At 70.7% G+C, this 14,370-nt stretch carries 12 protein-coding genes; 2 read left to right on the plus strand and 10 right to left on the minus strand.

The window, feature by feature from the left end:
• Positions 1 to 8: 8 nt before the first annotated feature.
• Positions 9 to 1,901, minus strand: a complete 1,893-nt coding sequence (locus AB0761_RS01580) for an arabinofuranosidase catalytic domain-containing protein (RefSeq protein ID WP_377267006.1) — start codon at positions 1,899 to 1,901, stop codon at positions 9 to 11.
• 311 nt (positions 1,902 to 2,212) lie between these two features.
• On the opposite strand from AB0761_RS01580, the gene AB0761_RS01585 reads away from it, so the two are divergent.
• Positions 2,213 to 2,959: a class I SAM-dependent methyltransferase gene (locus AB0761_RS01585; protein ID WP_377267007.1), complete on the plus strand. Its 747-nt coding sequence runs from the start codon at positions 2,213 to 2,215 to the stop codon at positions 2,957 to 2,959.
• A gap of 178 nt (positions 2,960 to 3,137) precedes the next feature.
• On the opposite strand, the gene AB0761_RS01590 is transcribed toward AB0761_RS01585, so the two are convergent.
• The 7 genes from AB0761_RS01590 to AB0761_RS01620 form a co-directional block, all read right to left on the minus strand.
• On the minus strand, positions 3,138 to 3,551 hold the full coding sequence (locus tag AB0761_RS01590; protein WP_377267008.1) for a peptidase inhibitor family I36 protein: 414 nt from the start codon (positions 3,549 to 3,551) through the stop codon (positions 3,138 to 3,140).
• A gap of 165 nt (positions 3,552 to 3,716) precedes the next feature.
• Complete coding sequence (locus tag AB0761_RS01595; RefSeq protein ID WP_377267009.1) at positions 3,717 to 4,130, minus strand: peptidase inhibitor family I36 protein; 414 nt, start codon at positions 4,128 to 4,130, stop codon at positions 3,717 to 3,719.
• A 1,557-nt stretch (positions 4,131 to 5,687) separates the two neighbouring features.
• Entirely contained in the window at positions 5,688 to 7,124 is a 1,437-nt protein-coding gene (locus AB0761_RS01600; RefSeq protein WP_377267010.1) for a cellulose binding domain-containing protein, read from the minus strand.
• 52 nt (positions 7,125 to 7,176) lie between these two features.
• Complete coding sequence (locus AB0761_RS01605) at positions 7,177 to 8,697, minus strand: beta-N-acetylhexosaminidase (protein ID WP_377267011.1); 1,521 nt, start codon at positions 8,695 to 8,697, stop codon at positions 7,177 to 7,179.
• A gap of 35 nt (positions 8,698 to 8,732) precedes the next feature.
• Positions 8,733 to 9,590, minus strand: a complete 858-nt coding sequence (locus AB0761_RS01610; RefSeq protein WP_377273907.1) for a carbohydrate ABC transporter permease — start codon at positions 9,588 to 9,590, stop codon at positions 8,733 to 8,735.
• A gap of 62 nt (positions 9,591 to 9,652) precedes the next feature.
• The gene (locus tag AB0761_RS01615) at positions 9,653 to 10,567 is read right to left on the minus strand and encodes a carbohydrate ABC transporter permease (RefSeq protein WP_377267012.1); all 915 of its coding nucleotides are present in this window, start codon (positions 10,565 to 10,567) and stop codon (positions 9,653 to 9,655) included.
• A gap of 15 nt (positions 10,568 to 10,582) precedes the next feature.
• On the minus strand, positions 10,583 to 11,848 hold the full coding sequence (locus tag AB0761_RS01620) for an extracellular solute-binding protein (protein WP_377273908.1): 1,266 nt from the start codon (positions 11,846 to 11,848) through the stop codon (positions 10,583 to 10,585).
• A gap of 226 nt (positions 11,849 to 12,074) precedes the next feature.
• On the opposite strand from AB0761_RS01620, the gene AB0761_RS01625 reads away from it, so the two are divergent.
• The gene (locus tag AB0761_RS01625) at positions 12,075 to 12,848 is read left to right on the plus strand and encodes a GntR family transcriptional regulator (RefSeq protein ID WP_377267013.1); all 774 of its coding nucleotides are present in this window, start codon (positions 12,075 to 12,077) and stop codon (positions 12,846 to 12,848) included.
• Positions 12,849 to 12,953: 105 nt separating this feature from the next.
• Here AB0761_RS01625 and AB0761_RS01630 read toward each other — a convergent pair whose 3' ends face one another.
• Positions 12,954 to 13,523, minus strand: a complete 570-nt coding sequence (locus tag AB0761_RS01630) for an AAA family ATPase (RefSeq protein WP_377267014.1) — start codon at positions 13,521 to 13,523, stop codon at positions 12,954 to 12,956.
• Between the two features lie 187 nt (positions 13,524 to 13,710).
• On the minus strand, positions 13,711 to 14,358 hold the full coding sequence (locus AB0761_RS01635; RefSeq protein ID WP_377267015.1) for a LysE family translocator: 648 nt from the start codon (positions 14,356 to 14,358) through the stop codon (positions 13,711 to 13,713).
• Between the last annotated feature and the right edge of the window lie 12 nt (positions 14,359 to 14,370).

A 14,370-nucleotide genomic window follows, 5' to 3' on the forward strand; every position in this document is an offset into this window, starting at 1 on the left:
CCGCGATCTCAGCTCAGGGTGAACTTCTGAGCTGCGGAGCCGTTGCAGTCATAGATCTGCAACCGGGTGCCGTTCCCCGTGGCGCCGCTGGGCGAGTCCAGGCACCGGCCCGACTGCGGATTGAGCAGCGAACCGTCGGACTGCTGCACCCACTTCTGACCGCCGACGCCATTGCAGTCCCACAACTCGACCTGCGTGCCATTGGCCGTGCCATTGCCGTTGATGTCCAGGCACCGCCCGAGCGTGGCCAGCGAACTGTCGGCGTTGTGCGTCCAGTGCTGGTCGACGGCCCAGGACTGGCAGTCCCACAGCTGCACGGCCGTTCCATTGATGCCGGTGTCGTCGGCCGCCACGTCGACGCACTTGCCACCGGGTCCGGGGACCGGAGCTCCCCCGTTGACGGTGAACTTCTGGGCTGCGGAGCCGTTGCAGTCATAGATCTGCAACCGGGTGCCGTTCCCCGTGGCGCCGCTGGGCGAGTCCAGGCACCGGCCCGACTGCGGATTGCGCAGTGAGCCGTCGGACTGCTGCACCCACTTCTGACCGCCGACGCCATTGCAGTCCCACAACTCGACCTGCGTGCCATTGGCCGTGCCATTGCCGTTGATGTCCAGGCACCGCCCGAGCGTGGCCAGCGAACTGTCGGCGTTGTGCGTCCAGTGCTGGTCCTCGGCCCAGGACTGGCAGTCCCACAGCTGCACGGCCGTTCCATTGATGCCGGTGTCGTCGGCCGCGACGTCGACGCACTTGCCACCGGGTCCGGTGATCGTTCCCTGGGGGCCGTTGGGCACATTGGTCTCACCGGAGTAGCCCACCGACACGACGTTCGCCTGGACGGCGTTCTCCGCGGCGTCGGTCGGGTAGCCGGACACCATCACACCCTCGAAGAAGGTGCCCTTGTTCCAGTTGCTGTTGTCCCCTCCGGTGCCCAGGATGATGCCGCCTTCCTGGTGCATCGGCATATAGCCGCCCCGCGTCGGCAGCGATCCGTTCCACCAGGTCGTCAGTGCGCCGGACTGCGAGTTGCCGCCCTTCAGGGCGTAGGTGGTCTGCCCGTTGTTCTTCAGGACGGCCGTGACGAAGGGGCTGCTGTTGCCGGCGTTCGCGGTGTTCGAGCCGTTGTTGCCCTGGAACATGCCGTTCTCCATGTCGGCCTCGATCCACGGGCCCGACCCGGTGCACGGCGGGAAGTAGCACGTGGTCGCGATGGACACGGCGTCCATGTGGCCGTTGCCGGTGTCCGCCGGGGTGCTCTCCGCGTTGCCGTAGTCGAAGCAGCAGTCGGCGCCCACATGGGTGCCGCTGGCCACCATGTAGGCGCCCTCGGGCTGGCCGTTGACCGCGACCCCGGACGCCGCCCCGGTGTACCGGTAGCCGACTCCCGGTGAGACCCACACGCCGTACACCTTGTGCCCGCCGGCCGTGACCGCGATCTCGCTCGCGTCCGCCCCGCGGTCGGCGCCCATGCCCGCGGTGCCCGCGGGCCCCGGGGTGAGGTCGTTGTGACGGGAGGTCTGGTCGTAGATCTTGGTGATGCGGCAGCTGGTGTTCCCGCAGAAGGTGTCCTGCTGGGCGGCGTTGGCGTAGCCGCCCGCGGCGAGCAGCCCGATGTCGGTGGAGGCCCCGTCCGACGCACGGGTGACCCGGTAGAGGGGGCCGCCGTAGGAGGAGATGAGCGCGCGCACCGTACTGTGTGCGGCGACGCAGGGGGTGCCGGCGGCACCGTAGATGTCACAGGGCAGCGAACCGGCGGCCTGGGAGATGCCGGGCAGGCCGATCAGTGCACCCAGGACGAGCCCGAAGGTCGCCGCGGCGGCGAGCAGGACCCTCCGGAGCCGAAGGGCCGGTGGAGCGACGACGCCGGGGGCGGATCCCCCGGTGACATACCTCTCTGTGCGCATGGTGTGCTCCTGGAGACGTTGGGGGGTGGGACTCCAACTCGTCTGCACAGCAGTCGAGTTGACGCTGCTCGACCGCCCATTCGGAAGCTACGCGCACTGGTCGATTGCGTCAATATTTGTTGCTTTCATTTCTTTCAAGCCCAGTTCAGACGTCCGAATCTGTTGGTTTGCTTTTGAGATCCTCAAGGAAGACGGCAGATCCGCCACCGGGCTCCGACCTGGCCCGCCGTGCGCACAGGGCGACGGCTGCCGAAGCGGCCGGGCCGACGACATCCGGACCGTGAGACGCCCCTCCGTTGTAGCGTCGCCCCATGGCAGATCCGATCTTCAGCAACCCCCGGCTGGCCGCGATCTACGACCCGCTCGACCCCGACCGCAGCGATCTGGACGCCTATCTGCAGGTCGCAGCGGATTGCGGTGCACGGCGGGTGCTGGACATCGGCTGCGGCACAGGCGTGTTCGCACTGCTGCTGGCCGAACGCGGGATCGAGGTCATCGGCGTCGACCCCGCCGCGGCCTCCATCGATGTGGCCCGGGCCAAGCCGGGCAGCGAGCGGGTCCGCTGGATCTGCGGTGATGTGACGGCGCTCCCGCCGCTGCAGGTCGACCTCGCCACCATGACGGCCAACGTCGCCCAGGCCGTCGTCGCCCCGGAGGCATGGCGGGCCGTGCTCAAAGGTGCCTACCGGGCACTGCGGCCGGGCGGGCACCTGGTGTTCGAGACCCGCGATCCGTCGAAGCGCGCCTGGGAGACCTGGAACCGCGAAGCCACCCACCGTGTCACACGGATCCCGGGCGTCGGGACGGTCGAGAGCTGGGGCGAACTGCTCGAGGTCGCCGGACCGTTGGTGACATTCCGCGGGACGTATGTGTTCGCCGCGGACGGGCAGGTGCTGACGTCGGACTCGACCCTGAGATTCCGTGAGCGGCAGGAGGTGGAAGCCGATCTGGCCGCGGAGGGATACGCCCTGCGGGAGGTGCGGGACGCCCCCGACCGCCCGGGCAAGGAGTGGGTCTTTGTCGCCCGGCGGCCCGCCGACGCGGTCGACGGGCCGTGAGGCGGCGGTCGGAGGTTCACTGCTCTCCGTTCACCGCACAGGATCGCCCCGCGGGTGCCGGCCCTCGGAGCGGCATCCGCGGGGGATGCCGGCCTTCGGGTCGGTCGCATGGTGCGCCCGGCTGGGCAGCTTCGCGACCAGAGGGCTTTCGCACCCGCGGGGTCCTCCGGTTGCGTGCTCAGGAGACCACGCACTCCTGGAAGCGGTTCGACCGGACATGGCCGAATGAGGCCGGGAGGCTGGCGATGCCCTTGCCCGGCATGATGGTGAGGCTGCTGCCCTGGTAGTTGACGGCGCTGTAGACGATGGCGCAGCGTCCCCAGAGCTTGCCGCCCGACGTCCGGGTAGCGGAGTTGTTCCACACCGAGCGGCCGTCGTTGAAGCCGACATAGGCGGTGGTCTCGGGATATGCCGCCATGTCCGACGACACAAAACTCCCCACGCCGCCGAAGTCGGCATCGGTCCAGCCGCACAGCCAGCCGGACGGGCAGTCAGGCGCCGCAGCGCTGCCGGACTGGGCGTGTGCCGCCGAAGGGACGGCGATGCTCGTTGCGACGAAGGCGGCGGCCAGGATCGCGTGCCTGATACGCATGGTGGCTCCTTGCTCGTCGGCGACCGCCGCTGCCGGCTGGGCGGATCGGCGCCCTGGTGCATGCCGGACCGGCGGTCGCCTCGGGAGGATGTGTGGTCTGCCGTGCCGCTGCACGGGGGCAGGGCGGCTGGGATCGGCCCCTGGTCGATACCGGGGCGGTCAGCGCTACCCGGCGCACCACTCCGTGTGGTCGGACTTGATCTCACCGAACGACTCGGGAACGGCGGTGACGCCCGTGTTCGGCTTGATCACCATGCTCTGGCCGGTGAAGTCGTCCCCGTTGTAGATCTTCCAGCACCAGCCGCCCGCCCGGCCCTCTTCGTCCACGCTCAGGGGGACGTTGTTGTACAGGGACTTGGCGCCGGCGACCCCGGGCTCCGAGCGGGTCGCGCTGTGGTGGAAGGCAAACGTGGAGACCGCGCCGGTGTAGCCGGCGCCGGCATAGGCACACAGAAGGTCCGCAGCGCATCCTGCGGGAGCCTTGGGGTGGACGCCGCTTGCCTGCGCGGGGGTCGCCAGGGCGATGCCTGCAGCGGTGGCAAGGACGGCGGCAAGGGTTGCGGTCTTCGTCGGGTTCATGCCGGTCTCCCTGTCCCCCTCGGCGTCGGCCGAGGGCTGGGAATGTTGCGGCCGGAAGGACGGGCGGCCGAGGCCCTGCCTCGGCGGCTGCCGCTGGCTTCCACCGTACGTAGCCCATGGCGGGCCGCAACTCGGCCGCGGGCTGCATACGGAAAGCAGTACGGGCGCGGTCCGTCCGCAGGCGCAGCGGACACGGCCGTGGGAAGTGGGCCCCTCGGGAGACCTGCCCTGGCCGACCGGGTTGCGGCAGAGCTGCTGCTCCGACTCGGTCCCTTTTCAAGGACGGTGACGTGACGACAGCAGCGGCGGCCAGCCCTTCCCCACCGGCTCACTCCCCCGCCGCCGCAGCCACCCCGGGCGCCGCGTCGGGAGCGGCGGCAGCACCCGTCCGAGCGGCCGACGACGATGTCCTGTCCTGCTCGCGAGGAAGGCGGAGGCGCCGTCGACGGAACGACGGGACTCCTGGCGGATGGGCTGCCGACCACAGAACAGCCTTCTCCGCCAGGAGCAGTACCGCGGGACTCCACCCGCCCGGGTTGGATCCGCCCGCCTCCACGCCACGGGCTGCCGCGGCAGACCGGCCGATCGCCGACACCGGATCAGAGCCGGTGGCGCCGGCCGGGGTCCTTCATGTTCTTCATGGGCGTCTGCCCTGGGACTCGGCCGAGCCCGAACGGATCGAAGGTACGGCCGATGAGGGTTGGACAGGGAGGCGCAGCGCCGTGCACCACCCGTGTACAGCGAGAGGGGTCGCCGGTGTCGTCGGCCGACGACATGGAGGTGGCCCGGAAGTCGGAGGCCGGCTCACGCACCGCACAGCAGTGGCAGTCCGTCAGGTTCCGGCATCGTGGGCCCGAGGGGCCGCTGACCGCCACGGTGACGGTGCCGTTGGCGGACCACGCCGCCGCGGGGACAACCGAGCGAGGTCCTGGCCCGGCGGGAGGCGAGCTTGCGCTTCATCAGCACCTCCATGGCGTGGTCTCGTGGTGTCCTGCCTGCCTGGTGATGCGGACCTGTTCCGCGTTCACCCGAACGGCGGCCGATCCTCTGCCCTCCAGTCTGTGCCGAGGGTGGCACCGACGCCACCTGAAGGCCTTGAAATGACGTCTGACCTGCGTGTTTCCGGCTGAGCTGCGGCCGTCGGCGCCCTTCGGGAGGCAAACGGCACCCCGGAGCGCTCAGGAGGCGGTGCGGCTGCCGGGCGGGCGCACAGGCGAGGCGGACGACCCGTCAGTTTCTGCGGGTGGCGGCGTTCGACGGGCCCGGCCGGGCAGGCGTCGGGCCCGGCCGCAGGGGTGCCTGAAACCGGCTGTCTGCCCGGGGATCTGCGTACCCGTCCTGCCCGTTGCGGGCTGAGCCGCCGGGGCCGCCCCACTACCGGTTGGGGCCTGCTGCGGACACATGTCCGGGCCCGGCCGATACCTGCCCCCGAGCGGGCGTTGGCCACCGGCCCCGCCCCGGGCGGTTGCGTCCGGGGCGGGGCCGGTTCGGCGCCGGTCGGCGCGGCGACGGGGAGCGGGGCGCCGCCGGGGCCGCGCCGACCGGCGACTGCGGGTGTCAGCTGCCGGGCACGGTGTCGGTGAAGGCGGTTCCGGCCGTGCGGTAGCCGGCGACCTTGGCCGACACCTGGGCGGGGGTGAGTACCTGGTCCTTGACGAAGTACACGTAGTCGACCTGCTCGTCGTAGGAGCGGGGGGTGCTGCTGCTCTGTCCGCCGAAGTCGATCAGCCAGTGGTTGAAGTCGATGAACTGCGGAGTCTCGGGCAGGTAGGGCTCGCCATGGCTGGCGAAGACCTGGCCGTCGATGTAGTAGGTGATGGCCGTGCTGTCGATGGTGATCTGGAGGTCGTGCCAGCCGTCGTAGGAGGCGCGGCTCTCGGTGTGGGTGTTGACGGCGTTCCACGGGTCCGGGTTGTAGGTCTCCCAGGAGGTGGCGTACATGATGCTGCTGGGCTCGCCCCATCCGCCGTTGGGCAGGTACTCGAAGTCCTGCTCGCCGTAGTTGGGGTCCATGGGTGCGTTGAGCGGGGTGAAGTTGAAGAACGTCTGGTTGACGTGGTCCCCGTCGGGGCCGCCGGTCGGGGTGTCGTCGAACTTGACCCGCGCCGCATAGGTGCCGAACTTGAACTTCTGGGCGGTGGTCTGGAGTTCGGTCTCACGGGTGCCGGCTGCGGTGCCGTCGGTGGTGAGCCTCAGGTTCATGATCGAGCTGCTGAAGGTCACATCGGCCGGCGACCAGGTGGCACCGGCGACGCCGGGTCCGCCCTGGCCGGACTTGACCGTCCAGCCGTGCTGGCGCACCGCCGGGTCGCTGCTGGTGGTGTAGCTGAAGTCGTCGAAGAGCGCCGGCGCGTTGGGATCGGAGGGCGGGGTGGTCGGCGGCGTGGTCGGCGGGTCGGTGGGCGGCGTGGTGGGGTCGTTGCCGGCCGGCGCGGTGCCCCAGACCAGGGCTCCGGCGCGCTGCAGGGTGACCTTGTTCCAGTCGGCATAGGAGGTCTGGGCGGCGCCGAAGGAGTAGTCGTCGGACTGGGTGAGGGTCTGCCAGTCCGCGCGGTAGAAGCGCAGCTGCATGTCGCCGGTGTTCTGGCCCGGGGCGAGCGAGCCGGCGCCGGAGGTGAAGCCGATCTCCAGATAGCGGTCGGCGGTGGCGGTGGGGTTGGCGAGGGTGCCGATGGTGCCGGTGATGTTGGCGCAGCCCTTGACCGCCCAGGAGCAGGCGAAGCGGTAGGAGACCGACGGCCCGTCGGACTTGAAGTAGTAGCGCAGCGTCAGGTCGGAGAGCGGCACGGTGGTGGAACCGGAGTTGGAGATCTCCAACCAGGGCTCTGACTGGTCGGCGGTGGCACCGCTGGCGCTGGTGCGGTACTGCACGCTCAGGTTGTCGGCCGCTGCGGAGGCGGGGGTCGCGATCAGTGCGGCGCCGGTGATGCCGGCGGCGGTGCAGACGGCCAGCGCGGTGAGCAGACCGCGCGAGGTGCGGGGGGTTCCTGACACGGTGATCCCTTTCCTGTGAGGCGGTACGGGACTCCTGCTGCGGCGTGCGGGCTCACAGCAGGCCGGTGCGGTTGATCCCCAGCGCCGCCAGTCGGGCGGCGTGGTGGCGCAGCGTGGGCAGAAAGTCGCAGGTCCAGTCGCTGCCCGGGTTCCAGGCGCGGTCCGCGAGCGCGCACAGCCGCGGATAGGCCAGGTAGTCGAAGTGGTCGGGGGTGGTGATGTACTCGCTCCACAACTGGGCCTGGGTCCCCAGCACATGGGCGCGCTCGTCCTCCGTCCAGTGGGCCGGGCCGGGTTGGTGGTCATGGACGGTGCGCAGGTCCACCACCACGCCGGCCTGGCCCAGTGGTTCGTCGGGCCGGTGCGACTGCGGGTAGTCGAGATAGGTGGCGCGGTGCGGGGTCATCACCACGTCGTGGCCCCGGCGGGCGGCGGCCCGGCCGTGGTCGCCGTCGCGCCAGGGCATCACGGTGAACTCGGTCGGCAGGCTGGAGGCGTTGTCCTCGGCCCAGACGACCGGCCTGCGGCCGGCGGCGAGCAGGTGCCCGCCGACCTGGCGCAGAAACCAGCCGTGCAGCGCCTTGGGCGCGGGCAGGCCCAGTTCGGCGGTGCGGGCGAGGGCGGCCGGGCTGGTCTCCCAGTCCTCGGTGGGGCACTCGTCGCCGCCGAGGTGGATGTACCGGGAGGGGAAGACCTCCATCACCTCGTCCAGCACGGTGCGGCAGAAGTCGAGGACCGCCTCATGGACGCCGAGCACATCGGGGCAGACCCCCCACTGGGTCCACACCTCCAGGCGGCGCTCCGGCCGGTTGCCCAGGTGCGGGTAGGCGGCGAGGGCCGCGCGGGCATGGCCGGGCATCTCGATCTCGGGAACGACGGTGACACCACGCTCGGCCGCGTACTCCACCAGCGCGCGCAGTTCGTCCTTGGTGTAGGCGCCGGAGTGCGGCCGGTCGTCGTACCGGCCGGAGCCCGCGTGTCCCACCATGGAGCGGCTGCGGACCGAGCCGACCTCGGTGAGCAGCGGGTAGGCATCCACGGGCATCCGCCAGCCCTGGTCGTCCGTCAGATGCAGATGCAGGACGTTGAGCCGGTGCAGTGCCATGCGGTCGACGGTGCGCCGCAGTTGCGCGACGGGCTGGAAGTGCCGGGCGACGTCGACCATCAGTCCGCGCCAGGAGTAGTGGGGGTGGTCGCTGATCTCCACGCAGGGCAGCGTCCAGGCGGTGCCGGTGACGGGGCCGTCGGCGAGCGCCTCGGGGAGGAGCTGGCGCAGGGCCTGGACGCCGTTGAGGAGTCCGGCGGGCCGGGCGGCGGTGAGGCGGACGGTGTCCGGGGTAATGGTGAGCCGGTAACCCTCCGTACCGGTCTCCGCTGCGGCGGTCCCGTCGATCTCCAGCTGGACGGCACCGTCTGCGGCCGGGGCGAGCGGCAGGCCGGTCGCCGGGGCGAGCAGGGTGCGCAGCAGGCGGGCGGCGGGGCGGGCGGCGGGGTCGGCCCGGACGGTGGTGTGCGGGTCGAGGACATGGCGGCCGGTGCCGAGGGCGAGCCGGACGGGGGTCGGAATGATCACAGGTTCGGTCTCTCCGGGAGGTGGGGCGGGCCCGGTCAGCCCTTGACGGCTCCGGCGGTCATTCCGGTGGTGACGTTCTTCTGCAGGGCGAGGAAGACCAGGAGGACGGGGAGCATGAACAGGGAGGCGGCGGCCATGGTGGCGCCCCAGTCGGTGCCGAAGACATTGGCGAAGGAGGAGAGCCACACGGGCAGGGTTCGCGCGTCCTGGTTCTTGATGATGAGGGTGTTGGCGAAGGCGAACTCGTTCCAGGCGGTGATGAAGCCGAACAGGGAGGTGGCGAGCAGCCCGGGCGCGAGCAGCGGGAGGGTGACGCGGCGGAAGGCCTGGGGCCGGGTGCAGCCGTCGACCAGGGCGGCCTCCTCCAGTTCGGCGGGGACGGAGGCCAGGAAGCCGCGGAGGGTCACGATGGTGAAGGGCAGCGTGGTCATGAAGTAGACCAGGGTGAGCATGGTGAGGCTGTCGAGCATGTCCGTGTCGCGGGCGATCACGTACATCGGGATGAGCAGCGCCTCCCAGGGCGCCATCTGAGCGGTGAAGACCAGCAGGATGAAGGCGCGCCGGCCGCGCCAGCGCATCCGTCCCACGGCGAAGGCGGCCAGCAGCCCGACGAGGAGGGCGAGCAGCACCGAGCCCAGCGTCACCGCAAGGCTGTTGCGCCAGAAGGTCCCGAACCCCTGGGCGTCGACGGCGGTGCGGAAGTGCTCCAGGGTGGGGTGGAGCGGCAGGAAGGTGGGGGTGTCGGCCTGGATCTCGGAGGTCGGTTTGAAGGCGGTGAGCACCATCCAGTAGACGGGGAAGGCCGAGGTGGCGAGGACGGCGAGCGCCGCCAGGTTGAGCGGCAGTCGCCGCAGGGCACGGCGCGCTGCCCGGGGGCGGACGGAGCGGGCCAGGTGCCCGGGGCGGGGTGCGGGGGCCGGGTGCGCGGTGGGCACGGGCCGGGTGCCGAGGTCGGTCACGACGTCTCCCCTTCCTGGCGGAACATCCGGCGCAGGTTGAACACCAGGGCGGCGAGCAGGATCAGGACGGTGAGCGTGGAGACCGCCGAACCGAGGTCGTACTTGTGGAGGGACTGGGCGATCTGGAAGGCGTAGACGGGCAGCGTGGTGGTGGCGCCGTCGGGGCCGCCCTGGCTGACCACCCAGATCTGGGCGAAGCACTTGAACGTCCAGATCACCTCCAATGAGGTGACCAGGGCGAACAGCGGCCGCAGGGTGGGGAAGGTGATGAGGCGGAAGGTCTTCCAGGGGCCGGCCCCGTCGATCACGGCGGATTCGTAGAGCTCGCCCGGGATGGTGGTGAGCCCGCCGTAGAGGGTGAGCGCGGCGAACGGGACGGACTGCCAGACGATCAGCAGCACCAGGATGGCGAAGGTCGCGTTGCTGTGCGCGAACCAGGCGTAGTCCTTGTAGCCGTGCAGCCCCAACTGGTCAAGTATCCAGTTGACCACTCCGAAGCGGGACTGGAACAGCCACTGGTAGATGGTGGTGGCGGCGATCACCGGGGTGGCCCAGGCCAGGACCAGGGAGCTCATCACGGCGAGCCGCAGGCGCCGGCCGAGCCGGGCGAGCATCAGCGCGACCAGGGTGCCGATCACGATGATCAGCGCGGTGTTGAGGGCGGTCCACAGCAGGGTACGGCGCACCACCGTCCAGAACTCGGGGTCGTTCAGCACCTCGGTGTAGTTGGCCGTGCCGACGAACTGGGCGCCGCCGCGGATCAGTTCGCCGAGACGGAAGTGCTGGAAGGACATCACGATATTGCGGACCAGCGGATAGACCAGGAGGTATGCCGCGCCCACCACGGTGGGGGCGACCAGGAGGTACGGCCAGACCCGGCGCAGCGGGGCCGGCGGGGCGGCGGTGGGCACGGCGTCGGTCTCCTGTCAGGACGTGCTGTTGAGGGCCTTGGTGATGGCGTCGGTGGCGGTCTTCCCCGCGGCGGCCGGGTCGGCGCCGGTGAGGACCTGCGTCATGTACTGCTTGATCGGGTTGTTGGCCTCGACCGCTGCCCAGTTCGGCGAGTTGGGGGTGGCGTGGCCGTTGACAGCGCCGGCGGCCATGGCGGCGGCTCCCTCGTTCCCGGCGAGCACTCCGGCCAGGGACGTCCGGTTGGGGACGTAGCTCATCTCCTTGGCGATCTCGGTCTGCCACTTCTCGCCGGCCAGCGCCTTGACCACCTCGTAGGCGGCGTCCTGGTGCTGGGAGGCCTCGGGGATGACGAGGTCGGAGCCGCCGGTGAAGACCGCGCCGGGCTTGTCGGCGGTCTTGCCGGGGATGGGGAAGAAACCGAGCTTGTCCTTGAGGGCGGGGTTGGCCTGGAGGATGGCGGCGCTGCCGCCGGGGGTGGAGATGATCTGGGCGCTGTGGCCCTTGGCGAAGACCTCGGCCTGGAGGGGCTTGGCCTCGTCGGAGTCCTTGGGTCCCTTGCCGAGGGCCTGGAGCTTCTTGTAGAACTCCATGCCCGCCTGGGCCTGCGGGGTGTCGAGGGCGCCCTTCCAGTTGCCGTCGGCGCCCTTGACGGCCAGGTCGCCGCCCTCGTCCCAGATGAAGCCCGCGAGGGCGTACCAGGTCTGCCCGGTCAGGTAGATGCCGTCGTCGCCGCCGGTGTTGAGCTTGGCGGTGTCGGCGAGCCACTCGTCGCGGGTCTTGGGCGGGGTGGTGATGCCCGCCTTGGTGAACAGGTCCTTGTTGTAGATGACGACACGGTTGGCGGCGTACCAGGGGATGCCGTACTGCTTGCCGTCGATCTTCCCCGGCTCGGCGAGGCCGGGGATCCAGTCGGAGCCCTGGAGGTCGGTGACCTTGTCGCTGAGGTCCTTCACACCCCCGCTGGCTGCGTACTGTGCGACCTGGGTGTTGCCCACCTCGATGACATCGGGGGCGTCCTTGCTGGCCAGGGCGCTGATGATCTTCTGGCCGATGCCGTCCCACTCCTGGATCTGGATGTTCAGGGTGGTGCCGGAGTGCGTGGCCTCGAAGTCGGCCTTGAAGCGCTTGAGGATGCCGTCGGAGACGCTGTCGCGCATGATCCAGACGGTCAGTGCGGTGGGCGAGCCGGCGTCGCCCTTGGCGCTGCCCGAGGAGGAGCTGCACGCGGCGAGCCCGGCGAGGGAGAGCGCCGCAATCACGGCGAGGGCGCGGGAGGGCATGGGAGGTCTCACGGACGGGTCACCTCTGGGGATGGGGCCGAAAACTTACCACTTGCGAACTGGCCTGCTACTGGTAAGAGAAGGTGGCAGAGCGCAGTCAGGCCGTCAAGGCTCGAAACCACCTGGTTACGCAGTAGTTCGCGAGTGCTTTGCTTCGCACCGGGACAGTGGTGCAGACTGGTCAACTGCTGGATGGTTCACCAGCGCACGTCAGAGGAGGGTGGACATGGGTGAGGAGACCGCCGGACCCGCATACAAGCGCACCCGGGTACGGGACTATCTGCGCGACCTCGTCGAGGCACGCACCCCGGGCGACCCGATCCCCTCCGAACGCACCCTCTGCGACCAACTCGGCGTCTCCAGGCCCACCCTGCGCTCCGCCGTCGACGAACTCGTCTCCACCGGTCTGATCGTCCGCGAGCACGGCCGGGGGATGTTCGTCGCCCCGGCCAAGATCACCCAGGAGCTGGCGGCCGCCACCGAGGACCACGGCTTCGTCCTGCCCAGGGCCGCGGGCCACTGGTCCAGCCGGGTCCTGGAGTTCAGCGTGGTGCAGGCGGGCGCCCGCGTCGGCCGCAAGCTGCGCATCTCCCCCGCCGTCGAGGTCGTCTACATCGCCCGGCTGCGGCTGGTCGACGGCGAGCCGATGGCCATCGAGTACCTCCATGTGCCCGCGGCGCTGGTCACCGGGCTCAAACCGGCCGACATGGAGGCCGGCGACTTCTATGAACTGCTGCGCGACGTCCACGGCGTCCGGGTGCACGAGGCCGAGCAGTCCATGGAGCCCACCGTGGTCAGCGAGAAGGAGGCCCGGCTGCTGACCGTGCCGGTCCTCTCCCCCGCCCTGCACGTCGAACGGCTCACCACCGACCGCACCGGACGCCCGGTGGAGTATGTGCACTCCCTCTACCGCGGCGACCGGTACCGCATCGTCTCCCACCTGTCGCTCGGCGACGCGGACCAGGACGCGGGCCGCCCGCAGCTGCGGCCCCCGGACTGACCGCAACCCGCCTCCGGCGCCGTCCCGCGATGCGCTGCCGGGCCCCACCGGCCCATCACCAGCAGGACGAGGCGGCGCCCGTGGAGCCCGCGGCCGCCGGGCCGGTCAGCAGGCGCCGCTCGGCTCGGCCGCCCCCGCGAAGGCGGCGATGTCGGACATCCCCGGGCGGTAGCCGTCCGAGGTGTCCACCACCAGGGTGGGGACGTCCAGGGAGATCGGCGCAAAGGAGTCCAGGGAGTGCTCTCCCGCGGCGACTGCCGCCAGCAGCTCCCGATCGCCGTGCGCGGACCTGTGGGCGCTGTGCCGCACGCGGTGCACGATCCGGGTGTGGGCGACAGCGGCCGGGACGGTGCAGCGGATCACGCGGATCCGCGCGAGGCCCATGAGCGGTTCGAGGTTCGGCCGCCACAGCCGGTCCTGGAAGGCGGCCTCCGCCACGACGGTCACCCGGGCCCGGACCAGCGTCGTCAGTACGCCGAAGAACGCCTCCAGGGTCGGGAGGTTCAGGGGATCGCCCGCCCCGCTGCGATGACCCGGCGTGGACAGGACCATGCCCTGCTTGATCTCGTCCCGGATGACCGCCGGGCACCCCAGCTCACGGGCGACCGCATGGGCCAGGGTGGTCTTGCCGGTGCCGGGGGCTCCGCTGACGACGACGAGCGCGGGCAGGGTCATGATGTGCTCCCATGGTTGGTCGCCGCAGTGTACGAACCATGGTGACAGCCGGTCAGGCCGCCGTCCCCGGGACGGTGCGCCCCCGCGGCGGCCGGGCCGCCCGACCTCAGGCTCCGGCACCACAGCGACGGCCTCGCCAGGGCGGACGGCACATCAGCCGGCCCGGCACCCGCACCTGCGTTTCGCCTCAGTGCTCGGAGAGCGCCAGATCCAGTCCGAAGCCGATCAGGACCGTTCCGGTGACCGTGTCCATGGCGCGCTGTACGGTGCGCCGCTTCAGCCGCAGGCGCCGCAGCAGCGCCCCCAGCCGTTCGGTGCCGAGGATCAGGAAGGCGAACCAGGCCATCCCCTCGGCATCGTGGACCAGGGCCAGCAGCAGCCCCATGGCGAGGTGCGGGGTGTGCGCCGGGATGAACTGCGGCAGCATCGCGGTGTAGAAGACCCCGATCTTCGGGTTGAGCAGATTGGTGGTGAGCCCCCGCCGGTACGAGCCGGACAAGGGCACCCCGCGCGGCTCGGCACGCACCTCCGGGGCGACGGACTCCCGGCGCAGGGCCCGCAGCATTCCGACGCCCATCCACAGCAGATAGCCCGCACCCCCGATCCGCAGCGCGGTGTAGGCGTCCTGCGAGACCGTCAGCAGCGCGGTGGCCCCGCCCGCTGCGGCGGCGCCCCAGGTCAGTGCGCCGGTGCTGATGCCCAGGGCGGTGGCGAAGGCGTGTGCGCGCCCCCGGGTGGCGGCGCTGCGCAGCACCAGGGCCGTGTCGAGCCCGGGAATGATCGTCAGCAGACCTGCGACGGCAGCGAACGATGCGACAGCCGAGAGTATGACCATGGCGTCATGATG

It is taken from the genome of Peterkaempfera podocarpi (genome assembly GCF_042466665.1).
GTDB classification, from domain to species: domain Bacteria; phylum Actinomycetota; class Actinomycetes; order Streptomycetales; family Streptomycetaceae; genus Peterkaempfera; species Peterkaempfera podocarpi.

What these genes read in the sequence shown, in the direction of transcription:
- AB0761_RS01625 (WP_377267013.1), top strand. Translation starts at nt 12,075, where the DNA reads ATGGGTGAGGAGACCGCCGGACCCGCATACAAGCGCACCCGGGTACGG.
- AB0761_RS01635 (WP_377267015.1), bottom strand. Translation starts at nt 14,358, where the DNA reads ATGGTCATACTCTCGGCTGTCGCATCGTTCGCTGCCGTCGCAGGTCTG.
- AB0761_RS01595 (WP_377267009.1), bottom strand. Translation starts at nt 4,130, where the DNA reads ATGAACCCGACGAAGACCGCAACCCTTGCCGCCGTCCTTGCCACCGCT.
- AB0761_RS01580 (WP_377267006.1), bottom strand. Translation starts at nt 1,901, where the DNA reads ATGCGCACAGAGAGGTATGTCACCGGGGGATCCGCCCCCGGCGTCGTC.
- AB0761_RS01585 (WP_377267007.1), top strand. Translation starts at nt 2,213, where the DNA reads ATGGCAGATCCGATCTTCAGCAACCCCCGGCTGGCCGCGATCTACGAC.
- AB0761_RS01630 (WP_377267014.1), bottom strand. Translation starts at nt 13,523, where the DNA reads ATGACCCTGCCCGCGCTCGTCGTCGTCAGCGGAGCCCCCGGCACCGGC.
- AB0761_RS01590 (WP_377267008.1), bottom strand. Translation starts at nt 3,551, where the DNA reads ATGCGTATCAGGCACGCGATCCTGGCCGCCGCCTTCGTCGCAACGAGC.
- AB0761_RS01620 (WP_377273908.1), bottom strand. Translation starts at nt 11,848, where the DNA reads ATGCCCTCCCGCGCCCTCGCCGTGATTGCGGCGCTCTCCCTCGCCGGG.